Origin of the sequence: Marinobacter sp. NSM, assembly GCF_052380025.1 — a bacterium.
GTDB lineage: Bacteria > Pseudomonadota > Gammaproteobacteria > Pseudomonadales > Oleiphilaceae > Marinobacter.
Genome location: NZ_JBQTCK010000002.1, coordinates 575,021 through 595,746, shown reverse-complemented (window position 1 = coordinate 595,746; position 20,726 = coordinate 575,021). Strand labels below are relative to the sequence as shown.

Here is a 20,726-nt window from a genome sequence, read left to right as displayed (position 1 = left end):
CCTCGTTATCTAGTAGTCAATAAAACCAGTAGGTTTGTGAGCGTTATCAAACAGATGCCGCGCCGCTCACAATCTCCGAAATCTCTTGGGTGATGGCTGCCTGACGGGCCTTGTTATAGGCCAGCTGAAGCTCATCAATGATGCCACCGGCGTTGTCTGTCGCGCTCTTCATGGCAATCATCCGGGCAGCCTGTTCACAGGCCAGATTCTCTACCACACCCTGATACACCTGGGATTCGATATAACGTGGCAGTAGCCCGTCAAGAATCGGACGCGAATCCGGCTCATAGAGATAATCCCACTGGTGACCTACATCCTCGTCATCACCTTCCGGCAATGGCAGCAGCTGCAGCGATGTCGGGCTCTGAGTCATGGTGTTCACAAACTCGTTGCTCACAAGGTATAGACGATCGATCTTGCCCTGCTCGAAACCATCGAGCATTACCTTGACACTACCAATCAGCTCGCTCGCAGACGGGTTATCACCCATGTGGGTGATGGCCGCTACAACGTTGCCACCGTAGTTACGGAAGAAAGATGCGCCTTTTTGCCCAATGGCGCAGATGTCGGTCTCAACACCCTTTTGTTTCCATTCACGCATTTCGCGAACGAGCAGTTTGAACACGTTGGTGTTCAGACCACCACAAAGGCCACGGTCGGAGGAAACTACAATGTAGCCTACCCGCTTGACCTCACGCTCCTGCATGAACGGATGACGGTAATCCTTGTTGGACTTGGCAATGTGTCCGATTACCTGCAGCATCTTTTCGGCGTATGGGCGTGTTGCCTGCATACGGTCCTGAGCTTTACGCATTTTACTCGCCGCCACCATTTCCATGGCGGAGGTGATCTTCTGCGTGCTCTTGATGCTTCCGATCTGGTTACGTATTTCTTTTCCGACGGCCATAAGTCACTGCCTTTTCAAGTTAGACACTCAAAGGGACCAGCAGGCCCGCACATTGGCGGGCCCAGTGGATTTACCAGCTCTGAGTGGTCTTGAATTTCTCCAGAGCAGCTTTCAGGCCAGCGGTGATGTCGTCGTTAAAGTTGCCCTCGGGGCCGATCTTGTCGAGAAGCTCTTTCTGCTCGGAACGCATCCAGTCCAGCAGCTGTGCTTCAAACTTCACAACCTTGTTTACATCAACATCGTCCAGGAAGCCTTCGTTTGCTGCGAACAGTACGGTACCCATTTCCGCAACGGTCATCGGGCTGTACTGGTTCTGCTTCATCAGCTCGGTAACGCGCTGACCGTGCTCCAGCTGACGACGGGTTGCTTCGTCAAGATCGGAAGCGAACTGGGCGAATGCCGCCAGTTCCCGATACTGGGCCAGGGCCAGACGGATGTTACCGCCGAGCTTCTTCATGATCTTGGTCTGGGCTGCACCACCTACCCGGGATACAGAGATACCGGCGTTCATGGCCGGACGGATACCGGAGTTGAACAGGTTGGTTTCCAGGAAGATCTGACCGTCGGTGATGGAGATCACGTTGGTCGGTACAAACGCAGAAACGTCACCAGCCTGGGTTTCGATGATCGGCAGCGCGGTCAGAGAGCCGGTCTTGCCTTTCACTTCGCCGTTGGTGAACTGCTCAACGTAGTCAGCGTTAACGCGGGAAGCGCGCTCCAGCAGACGGGAGTGCAGATAGAAAACGTCACCCGGGAATGCTTCACGTCCTGGCGGACGACGCAGCAGCAGGGAGATCTGACGGTAAGCAACAGCCTGCTTGGACAGGTCGTCGTATACGATCAGAGCGTCTTCACCGCGGTCACGGAAGAATTCACCCATGGAGGTACCGGAGTACGGAGCCAGGAACTGCATGGCGGCAGGATCAGCGGCACCGGCGGCAACCACGATGGTGTGGTCCATGGCGCCGTGCTCTTCCAGCTTGCGCACAACCGCGGCAATGGAAGACTGCTTTTGGCCGACGGCAACGTAGATACACTTGATGCCGGTATTCTTCTGGTTGATGATCGCGTCAATCGCCACAGCGGTCTTACCGATCTGACGGTCACCGATGATCAGCTCACGCTGGCCACGACCGATGGGAACCATGGTATCGATGGCTTTCAGACCAGTCTGTACCGGCTCGTCAACGGACTGACGGGCGATAACGCCAGGTGCAACCTTCTCAACCGGAGAGGTCAGGCTGTTACCCAGCTCGCCTTTACCGTCGATCGGGTTACCCAGGGAGTCAACCACACGGCCCAGCAGTTCGTTACCAACCGGCACTTCCAGGATACGGCCGGTACAACGAACTTTCTGACCTTCGGCCAGACCTTCGAAGTCGCCCAGTACCACTGCACCAACAGAGTCACGCTCCAGGTTCAGAGCCATGCCGTAGGTGCCGTTGGCAAATTCAATCATCTCGCCGTACATAACGTCGGCCAGACCGTGGATCAATACGATGCCGTCAGATACTGACAGGATCGTACCTTCGTTCTTTGCTTCGGAAGAGATGTCGAGTTTCTCGATTCTCTTCTTGATGATGTCACTGATCTCGGATGGATTCAGTTGCTGCATGCCTTTGTCCTCAAACCTTTTGCTGAAATCAGGAGCCCAGAGCCTTGGCCATTCTGGCCAGCTTGCCACGGACTGAAGCGTCGATAACCAGGTCGCCTGTGCGTACTACCACGCCGCCGATCAGGGACTGATCCACCGCGGTTTCAAGCTCAACCTTGCGCTCCAGCTTTTCGGACAGTGCTTTGATCAACTTCTGCTGTTCGTCGTCAGACAGTTCGAACGCTGTGTTCACCGCCAGTTTGACGGTGCGCTCGAGATCGGCGCGATACAGACTGAACAGCGTAGCAACTTCCGGCAACAGCGCCAGACGCTTGTTTTCAGCAAGAATCAACAGGAAATTTCTGAGTGCTTCAGGCAGGGGCTCTTCGAAACAATCGGCGAAGAGTTCCGCCTTGCGTTGCTCAGACAGGCCGGGATTGGCCAGGATGTTCGCTACCTCTTGGTCAGCCGCGACCAGACCTGCAAAAGCCAGTGCCTGATCCCACTGATCAACGGCATTCTGTTCTTTAGCGGCATCGAATACGGCTTTCGCGTAGGGTCGGGCTAACGTAGTCAGTTGTGCCATGATGACCCTCGTTTAGAGTTCTGCGGCCAGCTTGTCCAGCATCTCGCTGTGAGCTTTGGCATCTACAGAGGTTTCCAGGATCTTCTCGGCACCGGCAACGGCAAGAACCGCTACTTCTTTGCGCAGTGCGTCGCGAGCCTGAACACGCTCCTGTTGAATTTCGGCCCTGGCCTGCTCAATAAGCTTTTCGCCTTCTTTGCGGGCATCGTCTTTAGACGCTTCCACAATCTGGGCGGCACGCTTGTTGGCCTGGTCAATCAGGGCTGCAGCTTCCTGTTTTGCTTTTTGCAATTCTTTGGAGGCTTTTTCCTGCGCGAGTTCCAGATCGAGGGAAGCCCGATCTGCGGCAGAAAGGCCGTCGGCAATTTTCTTCTGGCGCGCTTCCATGGCAGCCGTGATGGGCGGCCACACATATTTGACGCAGAACCAGACGAAAATAGCGAAGGCAATCGCTTGCCCTATCAACGTAAGGTTTATATTCACGGCAATATACCTCTTGCTATTCGTTGCGTCCTGGTTTCCGGAAAACCGGGCGCGTCCTCAACTCAAGTGAGCAGCGCCCTGGCTTCTCGGGTGTTATTAACCAGCTACAACGAAGATCAGGTACATCGCGATACCAACACCGATCATCGGAACAGCGTCAAGCAGACCAGCCATGATGAAGGTCTTGGTTTGCAGCTGCGGAGCCATTTCAGGCTGACGAGCAGAAGACTCGAGCAGTTTGCCGCCCAGCAGAGCGAAGCCAATACCGGTGGCCAGAGCGCCAGAACCCAGGATGATAGCAGCTGCGATGAATACGATTTCCATTTAAAACTCCTTAGCTTTCAGTTTATTAAAGGTTAATTTGGGATTTCACAATCCAGGTTTTACGAAACGTCTTCTGTACTGTCCGTTAATGATCTTCATGTGCCTGGCTCAGATAAACCACCGCCAGCGTTGTGAAGATAAAGGCCTGCAGCGTTACCACCAGGATGTGGAAGATCGCCCAGGGCACGTTCAGCGTCCACTGCACCCAGAACGGCAGAATCGCGATAAGAATGAACACTACCTCACCGGCGTACATGTTACCAAACAGACGCAGTGCAAGGCTCAGCGGCTTGGTCAGCAGGCCCAGGATTTCCAGTACCAGGTTAAAGGGTACCAGCGCCCAATGGTTGAACGGTGTGAAGGACAATTCCTTGGCGAAGCCGCCAGCACCTTTTACCTTGATGCTGTAGAAGATGATAAGCAGGAACACACCGATGGAGATACCGAAGGTACCATTGGGATCGGTGGTCGGTACAATCTTGAAGTATTCCAGCCCCAAGGACTTGGCAATCACCGGTATGAAGTCCACCGGGATCAATTTCAGGCTGTTCATCAGGAAGATCCAGACAAACATGGTCAGGGCCAGCGGCGCGATGACCGGGTTCCTGCCGTGGAAGCCATCACGAACGATGGTCTGAACAAATTCGACGGTCATTTCGACCACATTCTGCAGCCCGGAGGGCACGCCGCTGGTGGCCCGCTTGGCAACCATACGGAAGATGGTCAGGAACAGGATGCCCATAAAAATGGACCAGCCCAGGGTGTCCACGTGGAACGCCATGAAGCCCATGTCGGTTGCTTCGGCCGAGGTACGCGCGAACGTCCAGGAAGCCTCCTGCAACACGGTGACATCGTTGGTGTAGGGGTCGACCCTCTCATAACCGGCGGGGAGCTTGCCGTAAGTGAGGTTCTGAAGGTGGTGTTGTATATATTCTACTGGGGTATCAGCTGCCATACTGCTCTCACGTCCAGTCTATAGCTGTCTTTGAGGTTGAATCAGGAAGCGCAGCACGCCACTGAGAACAACCATTACAGCAAAAGTGAATAACAGAGCCGGTACATGTACTGGCTCCATCAAGATGAAAACTGCCGCAAAACCCACTGCGGTAAGGGCGAGCTTGATGCCTTCTGCCCTGAACATGTTGCCCACCATCAGGCGCGCGTGTCGGGCGCCTTGGTACCGGTACATCCGGTGAGCAAAATACGCGTTTGGTATGACAAAAATAAGACCGCCGATAAATGCGGAATACCCGGCCAAACGACTTTCAAACAACCACAACAGACTGATAGTGACCAGAGCCGCCATCTCGATAACCAGCCACTTCAGCAGCGGCAAATGCATGATGGCTTTCTTCGAACGTGTCATGTCACCAGCTGTCATTCCAAGCGCGCGGAATTATATGTGTTAACCGATAGCTGTTCAACACAACTCGAGCGAAAAATTGGCCAAGTTTTGACCAATCTAATTGGGTAAATGATGGCAGATAACACAAGTTGTGTTCTGCAACCTCTGAAGCAACCACATGTGGTGTTTAATGGGAAAAGCGGGACTTTAGGATGATTTTTCCCGATTATCCGGTTGTCTTAGCGGATATGGCCCAGAATACCATCCAGCTCGTCCAGTGAGCTGTATTCGATCACCACTTTGCCTTTGCCCCGTTTGCCGTGATTGATCGCTACCCGGGCACCAAGGCGATCGGAAAGATCATCCTGCAGGGCGCGAATATTCGGGTCCAGGCCTTTGCTTGGGGTGTTTTCGGCCTGCGGTTTTTCCTGTTGAATCCGGCGCACCAGGGCTTCGGTCTGGCGGACTGACAGCGACTTGGCCACCACCTGTCGGGCCACCTGCATCTGCTGTTCTGGCGGCAGGGTGAGCATGGCGCGACCATGGCCCATTTCCAGGTCACCGTGTTCCAGCATGGTGCGGACATCTTCGGTAAGGCCAATCAGGCGCAGCAAGTTGGTGATGGTGGTGCGGGATTTACCCACCGCTTCTGCCACCTGGGCCTGGGTCAGGCCAAATTCTTCCTGCAGGCGTTGCAGGGCGAAGGCTTCTTCGATCGGATTGAGATTTTCCCGTTGGATGTTCTCGATCAGCGCCATGGCAATGGCGGCTTCGTCGGGGACATCGCGGATAATGGCGGGAATGCGGTCCAGTTCGGCGATCTGGGTGGCGCGCCAGCGGCGTTCACCGGCAATCAGTTCATAGCGGCCTTCAGCGATGGGGCGAACCACCACAGGCTGCATCACACCCTGTTGGCGAATGGAATCAGCCAGCTCCTGCAGGGCGGCCGGGTCCATGTCACGGCGGGGCTGATAACGCCCGCGCTGGATCAGATCCACGGGAATGTCCCGCAGCTCGCCATCGTGATTGCTGGTTTCCTGGTTCAGGTTAACCTTGGAACCCTGAAGCAGTGCTCCCAAACCGCGTTCGCCCAAACCTCGTTTCTTCGCCGCCATGGTGGTTGTCATTCTTCCTGTTGAAATGGTGGATGCATGGTCGCCTGACGGCGAACTATGTTACACCGCAACCGCGGCGGATGTCTTTTTCGATCCGTGCCGGCGCACCATCTCTCCAGCCAGGGCCAGATAGGCTATGGCGCCTTTGGAGGCCCGGTCGTAGGCCAGCGCCGGCATACCGTAACTCGGCGCTTCGGCCAGGCGCACGTTGCGGGGAATCACCGCCCGGTAGACCTTGTCACCAAAATACTCGTTAAGCTGCCCGGAGACATCCAGGGTCAGGCTGTTGCGTGGGTCGTACATGGTGCGCAGGATGCCTTCCACCTCAAGATTCGGGTTCACCGTTTCCTTGATCTGCTCCACGGTGTTCATCAACGCAGCCAGGCCTTCCAGTGCGTAGTATTCGCATTGCATGGGGATGAGCACCGAATCCGACGCCGACAGGGCATTGACGGTCAGCAGGTTCAGGGACGGCGGGCAATCAATGAGTATGTAATCGTAACTCTCGCGAACGGTGTTAAGAGTCAGGCGCAGCCGGTGCTCCCGACCGATTTCGTTCATTAGTTCCACTTCCGCCGCGGTCAGGTCGCCGTTGGCGGGCAGTATGTCAAAACCGGAGGCCTCAGCCCTGACAATCACTTCGGCAGCGCTGCCACGTTTGGTGAGCACGTCGTAACCGGACAACTGCAGGCTATTCTTGTCGACACCGCTGCCCATGGTGGCGTTACCCTGGGGGTCCATATCCACGAGCAGCACCCGGCGTTTGGTAGCGGCAAGAGACGCGGCAAGATTGACGCAGGTGGTGGTTTTGCCCACACCGCCTTTCTGATTGGTCACAGCAATCACGCGCGCCATGCTTTGCCTCCTGCTCTTGGGGTTAGCGGGTTTACTCAGCCCGGGTGACGATCAGCAAGTGCCTCTCGCCATCTGCACCGGGCACCTTCAGGGAATGGCTGGATTCTACCTGCCAGCCGGCCGGAAGGGCAGCTACTTCATCATCCGGATACTGGCCTTTCATGGCAAGGAACTCACCCTCACTCGCAAGCAACGGGCCACACCAGGTCACCAGGTTCTCCAGGGCGGTAAAGGCCCGGCTGCTGATCTGGGTGAATGGCTGATCCGGCTGGCAGTCTTCCGCCCGGCCATGAATTACCTCAACGTTGCCTAGCCCCAGTTCAAGCACACACTGGTTCAGGAACCGGGTTTTCTTGCCATTGCTGTCAAGCAGGGTAAAGCGTTTTTCCGGGAACACAATGGCCAGGGGGATACCCGGCAGACCGCCACCAGCGCCAACATCCAGTAAATGGTCGGTGGTCACCCAGGGCAGGATACTCAGGCTGTCGAGCAACTGCCGCGACACCATCACCCGCTCATCCCGCACGGCGGTGAGGTTGTAGGCCTTGTTCCATTTGTTCAGCAGAGCCAGAAAAGCCAGCAACTGTTGCTGCTGGCCTTCGCTGAGAGACAGATTCATCGCCGCCAGACCATCGCTCAGCTGGCGTGGCCATTGTGGATAAGTCATCTCAGGCGCTCTGCTTTCTGAGCAGGTCCCGCTTTTTCAGGTGCACCAGGATCTGGCTCACCGCGGCCGGCGTGACCCCCTGGATTCGCGAGGCCTGGGCGACGGTTTCCGGCCGTACGGTTTGCAGCTTCTGTTTGATCTCGTTCGACAAGCCCCCAATCACCTCATAGTCCAGGTCTACCGGCAGTGCGGTGTTCTCATTCCGGCGCAGGCGCTCGATTTCATCAGCCTGGCGGGAGATGTAGCCTTCGTACTTGATCTCGATTTCCACCTGCTCGGCCACCGTCGGGTCGTCGGCCTGTTCGGCACCTATCTCGGCAATGTGCTGGTAGGCGATTTCGGGGCGGCGCAGCAGCTCGGCCAGGGACTGGTCCCGGGTCATCGGCTGTTTCAGGTAACCGTTGGCCCGCTCACCGGCCTCGGTGTTCGGGTGAATGCGGGTGGTTTCGAGGCGGCTGCGCTCTTTGGCGATGCCTTCGCACTTGTCGCTGAACTTCTGCCAGCGTTCGTCGTCCACCAGGCCCATCTGTCGACCGGTTTCGGTCAGGCGCAGGTCGGCGTTGTCTTCCCGCAGGATCAGCCGGTATTCGGCGCGGCTGGTGAACATACGGTAGGGCTCGCTGGTCCCCATGGTGATCAGGTCGTCCACCAGTACGCCCAGGTAGGCTTCGTCCCGGCGCGGGTACCATTCGGCTTTTTCCTGAGCCCGCAAGGCGGCGTTGATGCCCGCCAGCAAGCCCTGGGCGCCGGCTTCTTCATAGCCGGTGGTGCCGTTGATCTGGCCGGCAAAGTACAGGCCCTGGATGAACTTGGTTTCCAGGGTGTGGCGCAGGTCCTGGGGGTTCAGGTAATCGTATTCAATGGCGTAACCCGGGCGCAGGATGTGGGCATTCTCGAAGCCGGGAATGGAGCGCACAGCCTTGAGCTGGATATCGAACGGCAGGCTGGTGGAAATGCCGTTCGGGTACAGCTCGTTGGTGGTCAGGCCCTCGGGCTCCACAAAAATCTGGTGCGAATCCTTGTCGGCAAAACGGTTGACCTTGTCCTCGATGGACGGGCAATAGCGCGGGCCCACGCCCTCGATGTTACCGGCGAACATGGGCGAGCGGTCAAAACCACTGCGGATGATGTCGTGGGTTTCTTCGGTGGTGCGGGTGACATAACAACAGATCTGCTCCGGATGCTCGTCACGGCTGCCGATAAAGGACATCACCGGTGTCGGGTCGTCGCCCCACTGCTGCTGCATCGCTGAAAAATCCACGGTACGGGCATCAATGCGCGGCGGCGTACCGGTTTTCAGCCGGCCAACGTTGAACGGCAACTCCCGCAGGCGCTTGGCCAGGGCATTGGCCGGCGCATCGCCGGCGCGACCACCGGCGTGGTGCTGCATACCGATGTGGATAACGCCGCCCAGGAAGGTACCGGTGGTCAGCACCACGGTTTTGGCGTTGAAGCGGATGCCGGTCTGGGTAACCACACCCACCACCTGATCGTTTTCCACAATCAGGTCGTCTGCTGCCTGCTGGAACAGGGTCAGGTTGGGCTGGTTTTCCAGAGTATGGCGAATGGCTGCCTTGTACAGAATCCGGTCAGCCTGGGCGCGGGTGGCACGCACTGCAGGACCCTTACGGCTGTTCAGTACCCGGAACTGGATACCTGCCTGATCGGTAGCCCGGGCCATGGCGCCGCCCAAGGCGTCGATTTCCTTCACCAGGTGGCTCTTGCCGATCCCCCCGATGGCGGGGTTACAGGACATCTGCCCCAGAGTCTCAATGTTGTGGGTCAGCAGCAGGGTTTGCGAACCCATGCGCGCGGCTGCCAGGGCGGCTTCAGTACCGGCATGGCCACCACCAATGACAATGACATCGAAACGGGTCGGAAACTCCACACTACACCTCGGAAATCGGACTATAAAAAAGGTATAAAAACAGGGCGGCGAGTATAACGCCTCGCCGGCGAAATTGCAGTCTGAATGTGCAAATTTTAACCAGATATCGCCGCGGCGAAAAGCATCCCGGCGGTGGGTGCCCGGAAATCCGGTGAATAAACCCGGGGCTCAGGCTAGGTAAAAACCGAAACTTTTTGCTTTTCAGTCAGTTGTCAGCAGCTTCTCAGAAAAGTTTTCAAGAAAGTTATCCACATCCCTGATCACTTTTTCAACGCCTGAAAGTCATCATAACTACTTGTTTTTAAATGCAATGAAAAGTTTTACTCGGAGCTTATCCGTAGGTTTTCCAATTAATTATCCACAGATTTTTCGGCCCGGCGCCGCAACCCCAGCACACTCATCCACACCAGGGCGTTAAGCAGTGACAACATCAGGAAAAACCCGGGGATTCCCAGCTCCAGCACACCCAGAACCACAATGCCTGCCAGGGCACTGCACACCATGAACAGCGAGTTGATCACGTTCAGGGCGGCAATGATGCGCGCCCGCTTGTGATCCGGGGTTTCATGCTGGATAAAGGCATACAGCGGCACTATGAACAGCCCACCACAGATGCCGATCCCCACCAGATCCAGCAATACCCGGATATACACAGGCTCGGTGATCAGGCTGAGCCAAGTAGAGGGGCTGGGGTCTGCGGGTACCGCGAAGAACAGGTCGATGCCCAGCAGCGTCAGGCCCAGCGCCCCCCAGGGTACCGGCGACAGGGTGATCCGGTGTTTGGTCAGCCGCTCACACAGCATGGAGCCGATGGAAATACCCACGATAAACATCGCCAGCAAAAGGGTAACCACGGTTTCATCCCCGGCCAGCCAGGTTTTGGCGAAGTTGGGGAACTGGGTCAGGTAGGCGGCACCCAGAAACCAGAACCAGGAGATGGCCAGAATCGCCCACAGTACCTGGCGCCGTTCCGCCGCCACCGACATCAGCCGCCAGGTTTCCAGCAACGGCCGGAACCGCACCCGTACCCCCGGGGATTCATCCCGGGTATTGGGTACTTGCCGGGCGGCCAGATAGCCCAGCACCGCCATCACCACCACACCAACCGCGGTCACCCTGGCGGCCTGTTCCGCCCCCATGATCAGGCCCGCGGCAATGGTACCCAGCAAGATCGCGACAAAGGTGCCCATGCTGACCAGGCCATTGCCGCCGACCAGCTCGTCGTCGGTTAGCACCCTGGGCAGAATCGAATACTTGACCGGACCGAAGAAGGTGGACTGCACCCCCATCAGGAACAACAACACCAGTAGCAGCTCGTACCAGCCAAACCAGAGCCCCGTGGCCGCCACCAGCATGATGCCGATTTCCGCCGCTTTGACATTACGGATGATCACGGCCTTTTCATAGCGGTCAGCCATCTGGCCGGCGATACCGGAAAACAGGAAGAACGGCAGGATGAACAGGAACGCGGCGATGTTGACCACCACATTCACCGACAACCCCATCAGACCACCGGCCTGAAAGGTAATCAGAAGCAACAGGGCGTTTTTGTAGAGGTTGTCGTTGAAGGCGCCGGAGAACTGGGTCAGGTAGAACGGCAAAAACCGCCGTTGGCCCAATAACCGGAACTGACTGTGTTGACTCATAGACTGTTGTTTCCTGGTGCGAATAACTGCCGTTGTCTGATATTTCAGCACCCTTATGGTGCGAACCGTGACAAACCCCGGAGCACTTGTGCCTCTTAAAGCCAGGCCAAGCCTCGTTTTTCTCAAACCAGATACCAATGGCACGGAATTGGCTTTAGCTTTTCCCAGTGACCTCATCAACGGCCAGGATGGCTACGCCATAGCAGTATAGGGCTCCTGACCATGAAAAGCGTGTTAAGCCTTGCAGACCATCGCGGCAAGGTAGCTGGCAAATGTGCCAGATTTATAAAGCATCATGATTTCCAGTCTGTGTATCAACCCATTCTCAGCCCGACCCACCAGAAACTGGTGGGTTACGAGGCGCTGGTGCGGGTTCATCGGGATAACCGGCCGATTGCCCCGCCTGAATTGTTTGAGCAGGCGTCTATTCAGGGCGTCACCACCGGTGTCGACCAGCACCTGCTCAAACTGCACCTGACCAACTTCGGCCTGAAACACGAACCGGTCTGGCTGTTTATCAACATCAACCCGGACACCTTGCTGCACCATGCGGGTTATCTTGGCCAGCTAGCGGACCATTGCCACAGCGCCGGGGTTCCCCCGGAGAGGATCGTGCTGGAGCTGGTGGAAACCGCCACACGCGACACCAATGCCCTGCTGGAGTTCATTCAGGAAGCCAAAGATTTCGGTTTTCAGATTGCCATCGACGACTTCGGCATGGGCGATTCCAACTTTGAGCGGCTGTGGCGTATCAATCCACTGATCGTGAAAATTGATCGCAGTCTGTTAGCCAATGCGGAAACACACCAGCGTGCCCGGGTATTGCTGCACAGCCTGGTCAGAATGATCCGAGAAAGCGGCAGCCTGGTATTGTTGGAGGGTATCGAGAGCGAGAACCAGGCACGGATTGCGCTGGATACTGAAGCGGATCTTTTGCAGGGGTTTCTGTTTGCCCGGCCCAAACACAGTACCCGGGAATACACGGTCAATGCCGAAAACGCCCTGCAGCAGGTGATGTCCCGGTCCCAGCAGTGGAGCCTGAGGGATTATCACAGCCAGGAAACCTACCTGAAACTGCTCCGCTTTGAAATCATGGATGTCTGCCATCAAATCGCCCGGGGCGAGCCCTTTGAACGCGTGTGCAGAAACCTGCTGCTCATGGAAGGCGTCAAACGCTGTTTCATTCTGGACAGCCATGGCGTCCAGCAGGGCCGGCTGGCGCAGGTGGATATGGTCAGTGGCGACCGCTTCAACCCGCTTTACTACTCGGCGGGCGCCCGCTGGAGCCACCGGGAATACTTCCGGAATGCCCTGGAAAGGCCGCAACAAATCAACAGTTGCCGCCCTTACGTTGCGCTTCCGGATGCACGGCGAACCGTCACGTTATCCACAGGCCTTGCCGGTTCGACGGGCCAGCACATTTTCTGTATTGATATCCACCCGGACGAGGTTCTGGATGGACATCTGGTGTTCCCGACAGTGCTGTAACCGAGAACGTTCTGATCATAAGTCATCAGCCTTGCTTGCGGGTGAGCCAGCGGGGCTGGAGCCGCCAGCCGAACCGGACGCCAGGCGCTCCAGCTCCTTTTCCACCGCGTTGGACGACTTGGCGAATCGCGCCAGGAGGTTGTACAACACCGGAATAATGAACAGTGTCAGCGTCGTGGCAAACACCAGCCCACCAAGAATCACCATACCGATGGCGGCCCGGCTTTCGGCGCCGGCGCCGGTGGCAATGACCAGTGGTACGGCGCCGAACACCGTGGAAATGGTGGTCATCAAAACCGGACGGAAACGCAAGGTGGCACCCTCAAGAATCGCGTCTCGCACCTCATAACCCTTGTCCCGCAGCTGGTTGGCAAATTCCACAATCAATATGCCGTTCTTGGCCATCAACCCAAGCAACATGATAATGCCGATCTGACTGTAAATGTTCAGACTGATGCCGGACCAGGCCAGCGCAATCAGCGCCCCGGTCACCGCCAGCGGCACCGACAACATGATGATCAGCGGGTGAATCCAGCTCTCAAACTGGGCCGCCAGCACCAGGAACACAATGACAAAGGCCAGGCCGAAGGTCAGATAGATAGCCGCGGACGAATCCTGGAATTCCCGAGACAGGCCCTTGTAGCTGAGCCGGGCCTCTGGCGGCAGGTTATCCACAGCCAGATTATTCAGGTAGGTCAGCGCCGAACCGAGGTCATAGCCATCGGCCAGGGAGGCGCTGATGACCACCGCCGGCAACCGATCTATACGCCGAAGGTCCGGATTGGCGCCAATTTCCTCCACCGACACCAGGGCCTTGATCGGGATCAGCTCGCCGCCTTCTCTCGGTCGCAGAAAGATCTGTTCAAGATCCCCCGGCGTCGCCCTGTTGGCGTCGTCAGCCTGGATGATGACATCGTACTCGCGACCCCGGTCCACATAGGTGGTCACGTTGCGGGAGGCAAGCATGGTTTGCAGGGTCAGGCCCACATCCTGAACGGTGATGTCCAGGTCCGCCGCCCGGTCCCGATCAATGTTCAACCGTAACTCCGGTCGGGTCAGCTCAAAATCGGTATCCACATTGATCAGGTTCGGGTTCTCTTTCGCCCGTTCGACGATCTCTTCACTCCAGGCCTGTACCGATTCGTAATCCGGCCCGGCCACCACAAATTCAACAGGCTGATTGAAGCCTCGCTGGCCAAGGCCCGGCGGGTTGATCACGTTAATCCGTACACCGGAAATATCCGCCAGCTTCTGCCGGATTTCACTGGTTACCTGTTGCTGCTTAATGTCGCGGTTATCCCAATGGGTCAGGCCCATGATCATAAAGGCGTTATCTTCTTCCTCCCGGAAACCGACAATCGACAGGAAACGCGCGGCAATTCCTTCGTCCAGGTAGGGCAGCAGTTGTGTCTCCGCCTGGCGGACAAAGTGGTCGGTATACTCAACCGTTGACCCCCTGGGTGCGCTGGTAGGCATGATAATCACGCCCCGATCTTCCGTGGGCGCAAGTTCCTGCGGCAGGCGCGGGAAAATGACGGTGGCTATGATCAGGCCGGCCACACCTAGCCCCAGCAGCAAACCCGGCTGATTCAGGGAGAATGTCAGCAGCTTTTTATAGCCATTAGTCAGGCCATTGAGCACCTTCTCACTGAACGCCCACAAGCGGTGGCCTTCCTCGGATTCCGGGCTGTGCTGGAGCCACTTGGAGCACAGCATAGGGGCCAGCGTCAGCGCAACCAGACTGGAAAAGATCACGGCAGCGGCCAGGGTAAAGCCAAACTCGGCGAACAGCCGGCCAACGTTGCCACCCATAAACGAAATGGGCACGAACACGGCAATCAGTGTCAGTGTGGTGGCGATGATGGCGAAGGCCACCTGCTTGGCACCGCGATAGGCTGCCAGCAGCGGCGGTTCTCCTTCATCGATGCGCCGCTGGATGTTCTCCAGCATCACAATGGCATCATCCACCACCAGGCCGATGGCGAGGATAATCGCCAGCAACGTAAGCACGTTGATGGAAAAACCGAGGAAGCCCAAGCCGATAAACGCCCCGATCACCGCCACCGGTATGGTCACGGCTGGTATCAATGTGGCCCGCCAGGATCTCAGGAACAGGAAAATCACCAGAATCACCAGAGACACCGCGATGCCCAGGGTGATCAGAACCTCTTTGATGGAGGCACGGATAAAGATGGATTCGTCGTAGCTTTCCGCGAGCGAGACTTCCGGTGGCAGCGTATCCCGAATCCGCTCAAGTTCGGCACGCACTGCATCCGATACCGCCACGGTATTGGCTTTGGATTGCCGGATAATGCCCAGGCCGATGGCAGTTTTCCCATTGGCCCGCAATCGGCTGATGTCAGATTCCACACCCACCTGGATATTGGCGACTTCGCCCAGCCGCAGCAAATCATTGCCGTCACGGCGCACCACCAGGTTGCGGAACTCTTCAACACTGGACAAGCGACCTTCCGCCCTTACCGTGAAGTTGCGGGTAGACGAATCCACCTGCCCCGCCGGCAATTCAACGTTGTTGTCCCGGAGTGCGCGCTCTACCTCCGCCACCGTGATATTTCTGGCCGCGAGGCGCTCCCGGTCTAGCCACACCCGAATGGCGTATCGGCGCTCGCCACCAATCCGAACATCGGCTACGCCATCCAGCACAGACAACCGGTCGACCAGCACCCGATCGGCGAAATCGCTGAGCTCTGCGCTGTCCCATACATCACTGAGCAGCGTTACCCACATCATCGGCCGGGCATCGGAGTCCGCCTTACGAACCCTGGGGGCATCTGCTTCATCAGGTAACTGGTTGGCCACACGGGCAACCGCATCCCGAACATCGTTGGCGGCAACGTCGATATCGCGAGAGGTGTTGAATTCGATGGACGTTCGGGATTCACCTTGCTCAGTGGATGACTCGATGGAACGAATACCCTCAATGCCACTGATCGCCCCCTCAATCACCTGGGTGATCTGGGTGTCCACGACTTCGGCGGCAGCGCCAGTGTAGTCGGTCGATACCGACACAATGGGCGGATCGATGTCCGGATACTCCCGAACGGGCAGTCCCATCAGTGCCGCCACCCCAAACACCACAATCAGCAGGCTCAGGACCGTGGCAAATACCGGGCGCTTGATGGAAATATCGGAGAGGACCATAGATCAGGACTCCCGGCTGGAAATAAACCGGTTATCCGGTATTGCCAGATCAGACTCCAACAGCCTGAGCCGGTCACCGGTACTCAGGCGATCCTGGCCTGTGACCACCACCTGGTCCTCGGCCTCCAGGCCATCCACCACCTCAACCAGGCCGGGCATTCGCGAGCCCGTGTGCACCGACACCCGGCGGGCAACACCATCTTCTGCCACAAATACATACTTCTGATCACCCCGGATCATGACCGCCTGTTCCGGTATGACCAGGCCTTCTCGCTCCTGCAGTGTCAGAGACGCCGACATGAATTGGCCGGGTCGTAAACGGCCCTCAGAGTTGTCGATCAGTGCCCGAACGGACAGCGTCCGGCTCAGCTCATTGATCCGGGTAGCCAGTTCAATCAGCTCTCCCTCAAAGGTTTCTCCGGGAAACGCAGGGGACGTTGCCCGCACTCGTTGACCAATCCTGACCTGGCCAATGAATCGTTCAGGAACGGCAAAGTTGAGCTCCATCCGATCATTGGTGTCCAGTGTCGTGATGGTGGTGCCCACCTGGAGAAAAGCGCCAACGCTGATGTCTGAGAGCCCGACAACGCCGGCGAACGGCGCTTCGATCCGATGGTTCTGTAACCGGACCCTTGCAGCTTCTCGCTGAGCAATGGCAACGTCGACGGCGGTTCTGAGTTCATCGACCTGGGACTGGGAGATACTGTTATTGGCTCGCAGCCTCTGAGCCCGTTCATACTGGCGGCGGGCGTCAGCCAGCTGAGCCTCAATAACGGCAAGGTCAGCCCGGGCTTGGCGATCATCCAACCGGAGCAGAACAGCCCCTTGGGCTACCGCAGCACCTGGCTGCAGGTTCAGCTCCATCACTCGACCGCTCACCTCAGTAGTCAACTCTACCGAGTTCAGGGCTCGCAGATTTGCCACGGCGCCAACGGTGTCACGAACCCGTTGCCGTTCCGGTGTTACCACATTGACGGCACTGGCCTGAGCCTCGCCACCGCTCTGGCCACTGTCTCCTGACTCCAAGTTCAGGTAAATACCAACCCCTGCAGCCACCACCGCAACCACAACCACAGCGATCAGCCATTGTTTCCACATGGGTATTGCTAACCTTTCAGATATAAATGTTACGAGTCGTCCCCGTACCCCAGTTTCTGGATAACCAGTACCACCTCACCAACCTCGACGCCCCATTTGCTCATGGTGGTCTGGTTGATCAGGGTGTCTGGTGTGATCAGGTACATCCAGTCATCCATCCGGACGTCTATGGTGCCATCGCCGTATGACACCCTTAGTACATAATTCATATGGATGGCGTTGCCCTGCCAGCGCATGGTGCCGGGTTTGACTACGTCGCCAGCCTCGGCATGGTAGCTGTCGCCGGCCGGCGTCAGCGTCCAAACCCGGGTTTGAACCTCTCCGTCGTTGAACCGGAATACTTCATCCAGAGTGCCAACACCCTCATCGTTCCAGGTGGCCACAATATCGGCGTCAAAGGTACGAATGACCTTACCGGAGAAGTTCTTGACTACTCCACGGGCAGAAAGTTCGCCCTGGAAAAATTCCCGGGGGATCAGCTCCGGTTGTGCGTCGCGATAATCGTCCAGTGAAGGGCCAGCACAGCCTGCCAGCACAGATACCATCAACAGTATAAGAGCAACTGACCAGACACCACCGGCTTTAAGTCGAATTTCCCTGTTTTGCATGGCTTTTACACTCCGCTAGATGGCCTTGGCTAAGGCGTCGTCGAGTTGTGATTTACGGGCCAGGAGCAATATCCGATCAGGCAGATATGAAATGCGTCATTTGAGCCAATTGTCCATTCTGACATGCAGACAAGCGCTTTCCGTCAATGGCAGCCGCAAGTGAATGCCGTAAAACAGCAGTCATAACGGGCCTCGGGCCCGACCGGATTGCGATAACAGACTGTGAGGATGGGTTATGCCAGTGTACAAAGCGCCATTGCGTGACATGAAATTTCTGCTTAACGACGTGTTCGACTACCCGGGCCACTACCAGACCCTGGCCTCTGGAGAGAACGCAACACCGGATATTGTAGACGCCATTCTGACCGAGTGCGGGCGCTTCTGTGAGGAAGTGCTGAGCCCAATCTACCAGACGGGTGATGAAGAAGGCTGCCGCCTGGAAAACGGAGAGGTCACCACGCCCAAAGGCTACAAAGAAGCGTATGACCAATACGTGATGGGCGGCTGGCAGGGCTTGTCAGCCCCCGAGGAATACGGCGGCCAGGGCCTGCCGGCGTCTATGGGCTTATTCAAACAGGAAATGATGGGCACCGCCAACTGGTCGTTCTCCATGTACCCGGGGCTGTCACTGGGTGCCATGAACACCATTTTCCTGCACGGCTCCGAAGACCAGAAGCAAACCTACCTGGTTCCCCTGACCGAGGGCCGCTGGGGCGGCACCATGTGCCTCACCGAGCCCCAGTGCGGCACCGACCTGGGCCAGGTGAAGACCAAGGCCGAACCACAGGCGGATGGCAGCTACAAGCTGACCGGTACCAAGATCTTCATTTCCTCCGGTGATCACGACCTGACCGAAAACATTGTTCACATTGTACTGGCACGTCTGCCGGATGCGCCTAAAGGCACCCGGGGCATCAGCCTGTTCATCGTACCCAAGTTCCTGCCGGCCGCAGATGGCAGCGTGGGCGAACGCAATGGCGTGAACTGCGGCAGCCTGGAAAAGAAAATGGGTATCAAGGCCTCGGCCACCTGCGTGATGAATTTCGACGGTGCCACCGGCTACCTGATCGGCCCGGAAAACGAGGGCCTGGAGTGCATGTTCACCTTCATGAACACCGCCCGTATCGGCACTGCCATTCAGGGCGTTGGCCCGGCTGAGCTGTCGTACCAGTGGGCGCTGGACTACGCCAAGGAACGCCGTTCCATGCGCGCGCTGTCTGGCAAGAAAGAGCCAGACCAGGTGGCCGACAGCCTGATTCACCACGCGGATGTAAGACGCATGCTGCTGACCCAGAAAGCCATCGCCGAAGGCGGCCGCGCCATGCTGTATTACGCCGCCAGGCTGGCAGACCACATGGTTGAGGCGCACACCGTGGGCGATGACGAGAAGGCCGAGAAATACGACGACAAACTGGGTTTCCTGACCCCAATTCTCAAAGGTTTCCTGACCGAACTGGGCAATGAAGCCGCCAATCTGGGTGTGCAGGTGTTCGGTGGCCACGGATACATCCGTGAGCACGGCATGGAACAGATCGTTCGTGATACCCGGATTGCCACGCTTTACGAAGGCACCACCGGCATCCAGGCACTGGACCTGCTGGGCCGTAAAGTGTTGCTGATGACCCAGGGCGGCGCGGTAAGGGAATTCACCCTGAAAATTGCCAACTTTGCCCGCAAGCACCTGACCAACAAACAGCTGCGCCCGATGGCCATCGAGCTTCTGAAACTGACGGCCCAGTGGAACCTGCTCACCGTCAGGGTGATGCTGGCGGCCCGCAAAGACCGCGATGTGGTCAGCGCTGCCGCCCACGACTTCCTGATGTACAGCGGTTACGTGACCATGGCCTATATGTGGTTGCGTCAGTCCGCGGTGGCCGCCGACAAGCTGGAGAACGGCGGCGACGAGTCTGAAGCCTTCTATCAGACCAAGCTGGCAACCGCCGAGTTCTACTACGAGCGCCTGCTGCCACGGGCCCAGGCCCACGCCACCAGCATGCTCAGCCCGACTCGCAACCTGATGCAGGTGGAGCCGGAAAATATGGCCTTTACCGGGTAATTACCCGGTAACTTCCAGTCCCGGGCCTGGCCCGGGACTTTTTCTTTCTGTCAGCGATCAAATGCTGCTTACAGCCCCCACTTGGTCTCGATGGCCTCGTACATCCCGTTGTTGCGAATGGTCTCCAGTCCCTGGCGCAGCCTGCGAATCACTTCCTCTGAAGTCTCGAGGTTCATTGCCAGGTACAGTTCGGTGTTATTGAACGAAAACACCGGTTCCAGGCCTTCAACGTCCTGTTGAGAGGCAAAGTAAGGTCCCGCCAGCCGGTCTGCAATCCAAAGATCAACCTGGCCCAGTTCCAGTCGCTTGGGGTTGAGGTCATCGCTGTCCATGGCTGAGACCCGGAAATCGCGCTCCAACAGGTACTCGGTCATCACATCACCACGGTAGCCGGCGTACAGCATGCCGCGGGTATCTTCCAGACTGTCAATTTTCAAATCGGTACCTGGGGGGGCAAAAATCGTCCACAGGTTGGTGGTCAGCGGCCCTACCCACTTGAACTGGGAAGCCCGGTTTTCCGTGTAGGTGGTGCAGTAGATGCCATGATTCTTCTTGTTCAGCGCACGGTTATAGCCGAAATCCCAGTTGCGCAGCTTGATCACGTAATCCAGCCCGGAGTGCTCGAGAATGGCCTTGACCATTTCTGTGCACAGACCATCAATGCCATCTTCGTTATGCTCGAAGGCACGACCCGTGGCACTCATGTTGTAGGGAGGGAAGTTCTCGGTATAGATATAGATACGCTCAGACGCCACGGCCGGCAATGGGGCCGTAAACAGGGCAAAAACGACCGCAGTAACGCACAGCAGGTTACGCACAGGTTATCTCCTTTAACTCGAATGGCATGAAACCGCCAAACTGGCGGCACCAATAGACGTAGGCGGAGTTTACCCGACGCTTTGAC

At 57.3% G+C, this 20,726-nt stretch carries 18 protein-coding genes; 2 read left to right on the top strand and 16 right to left on the bottom strand.

The window, feature by feature from the left end:
- Nucleotides 1-46: 46 nt before the first annotated feature.
- The 12 genes from atpG to ACTZWX_RS06720 form a co-directional block, all read right to left on the bottom strand.
- Nucleotides 47-907, bottom strand: coding sequence for a F0F1 ATP synthase subunit gamma (gene atpG, locus ACTZWX_RS06775; RefSeq protein ID WP_444713267.1), 861 nt, complete (start codon nt 905-907; stop codon nt 47-49).
- 70 nt (nt 908-977) lie between these two features.
- A complete protein-coding gene (atpA, locus tag ACTZWX_RS06770; RefSeq protein ID WP_058090903.1) occupies nt 978-2,522 on the bottom strand; it encodes a F0F1 ATP synthase subunit alpha in 1,545 nt (514 codons plus the stop codon).
- 28 nt (nt 2,523-2,550) lie between these two features.
- Nucleotides 2,551-3,087 carry a F0F1 ATP synthase subunit delta gene (locus ACTZWX_RS06765; protein WP_444713266.1) on the bottom strand — a complete coding sequence of 179 codons (537 nt, stop codon included), beginning with the start codon at nt 3,085-3,087 and terminating at the stop codon, nt 2,551-2,553.
- Nucleotides 3,088-3,099: 12 nt separating this feature from the next.
- Nucleotides 3,100-3,570, bottom strand: coding sequence for a F0F1 ATP synthase subunit B (locus tag ACTZWX_RS06760; RefSeq protein ID WP_058090905.1), 471 nt, complete (start codon nt 3,568-3,570; stop codon nt 3,100-3,102).
- Nucleotides 3,571-3,666: 96 nt separating this feature from the next.
- Entirely contained in the window at nt 3,667-3,894 is a 228-nt protein-coding gene (atpE, locus tag ACTZWX_RS06755) for a F0F1 ATP synthase subunit C (RefSeq protein ID WP_058090906.1), read from the bottom strand.
- An 85-nt stretch (nt 3,895-3,979) separates the two neighbouring features.
- Nucleotides 3,980-4,849 carry a F0F1 ATP synthase subunit A gene (gene atpB / locus ACTZWX_RS06750; protein WP_444713265.1) on the bottom strand — a complete coding sequence of 290 codons (870 nt, stop codon included), beginning with the start codon at nt 4,847-4,849 and terminating at the stop codon, nt 3,980-3,982.
- 18 nt (nt 4,850-4,867) lie between these two features.
- The gene (locus ACTZWX_RS06745; RefSeq protein WP_444713264.1) at nt 4,868-5,275 is read right to left on the bottom strand and encodes an ATP synthase subunit I; all 408 of its coding nucleotides are present in this window, start codon (nt 5,273-5,275) and stop codon (nt 4,868-4,870) included.
- A gap of 203 nt (nt 5,276-5,478) precedes the next feature.
- Nucleotides 5,479-6,354 carry a ParB/RepB/Spo0J family partition protein gene (locus ACTZWX_RS06740; RefSeq protein ID WP_058090954.1) on the bottom strand — a complete coding sequence of 292 codons (876 nt, stop codon included), beginning with the start codon at nt 6,352-6,354 and terminating at the stop codon, nt 5,479-5,481.
- Nucleotides 6,355-6,414: 60 nt separating this feature from the next.
- Complete coding sequence (locus ACTZWX_RS06735) at nt 6,415-7,209, bottom strand: ParA family protein (RefSeq protein ID WP_444713263.1); 795 nt, start codon at nt 7,207-7,209, stop codon at nt 6,415-6,417.
- Between the two features lie 31 nt (nt 7,210-7,240).
- A complete protein-coding gene (rsmG, locus tag ACTZWX_RS06730; RefSeq protein WP_152439537.1) occupies nt 7,241-7,876 on the bottom strand; it encodes a 16S rRNA (guanine(527)-N(7))-methyltransferase RsmG in 636 nt (211 codons plus the stop codon).
- A 1-nt stretch (nt 7,877) separates the two neighbouring features.
- Nucleotides 7,878-9,764, bottom strand: a complete 1,887-nt coding sequence (gene mnmG / locus ACTZWX_RS06725) for a tRNA uridine-5-carboxymethylaminomethyl(34) synthesis enzyme MnmG (protein ID WP_444713262.1) — start codon at nt 9,762-9,764, stop codon at nt 7,878-7,880.
- A gap of 350 nt (nt 9,765-10,114) precedes the next feature.
- On the bottom strand, nt 10,115-11,410 hold the full coding sequence (locus tag ACTZWX_RS06720; protein ID WP_152439539.1) for an MFS transporter: 1,296 nt from the start codon (nt 11,408-11,410) through the stop codon (nt 10,115-10,117).
- A 222-nt stretch (nt 11,411-11,632) separates the two neighbouring features.
- Between ACTZWX_RS06720 and ACTZWX_RS06715 the strand changes: the two genes are divergently transcribed.
- Nucleotides 11,633-12,898, top strand: coding sequence for an EAL domain-containing protein (locus tag ACTZWX_RS06715; RefSeq protein ID WP_444713261.1), 1,266 nt, complete (start codon nt 11,633-11,635; stop codon nt 12,896-12,898).
- Between the two features lie 15 nt (nt 12,899-12,913).
- Here the strand turns inward: ACTZWX_RS06715 and ACTZWX_RS06710 are convergent, their stop codons facing one another.
- The 3 genes from ACTZWX_RS06710 to ACTZWX_RS06700 are packed head-to-tail and all read right to left on the bottom strand — an operon-like array spanning nt 12,914 to nt 17,703.
- On the bottom strand, nt 12,914-16,060 hold the full coding sequence (locus tag ACTZWX_RS06710; RefSeq protein WP_444713260.1) for an efflux RND transporter permease subunit: 3,147 nt from the start codon (nt 16,058-16,060) through the stop codon (nt 12,914-12,916).
- Between the two features lie 3 nt (nt 16,061-16,063).
- Nucleotides 16,064-17,158, bottom strand: coding sequence for an efflux RND transporter periplasmic adaptor subunit (locus ACTZWX_RS06705; protein WP_444713259.1), 1,095 nt, complete (start codon nt 17,156-17,158; stop codon nt 16,064-16,066).
- 29 nt (nt 17,159-17,187) lie between these two features.
- Nucleotides 17,188-17,703, bottom strand: coding sequence for a DUF3833 domain-containing protein (locus tag ACTZWX_RS06700; RefSeq protein ID WP_228704025.1), 516 nt, complete (start codon nt 17,701-17,703; stop codon nt 17,188-17,190).
- Between the two features lie 298 nt (nt 17,704-18,001).
- On the opposite strand from ACTZWX_RS06700, the gene ACTZWX_RS06695 reads away from it, so the two are divergent.
- The gene (locus ACTZWX_RS06695) at nt 18,002-19,822 is read left to right on the top strand and encodes an acyl-CoA dehydrogenase C-terminal domain-containing protein (RefSeq protein WP_342631485.1); all 1,821 of its coding nucleotides are present in this window, start codon (nt 18,002-18,004) and stop codon (nt 19,820-19,822) included.
- Between the two features lie 68 nt (nt 19,823-19,890).
- Here ACTZWX_RS06695 and ACTZWX_RS06690 read toward each other — a convergent pair whose 3' ends face one another.
- On the bottom strand, nt 19,891-20,640 hold the full coding sequence (locus ACTZWX_RS06690) for a substrate-binding periplasmic protein (RefSeq protein WP_444713258.1): 750 nt from the start codon (nt 20,638-20,640) through the stop codon (nt 19,891-19,893).
- Nucleotides 20,641-20,726 lie beyond the last annotated feature (86 nt).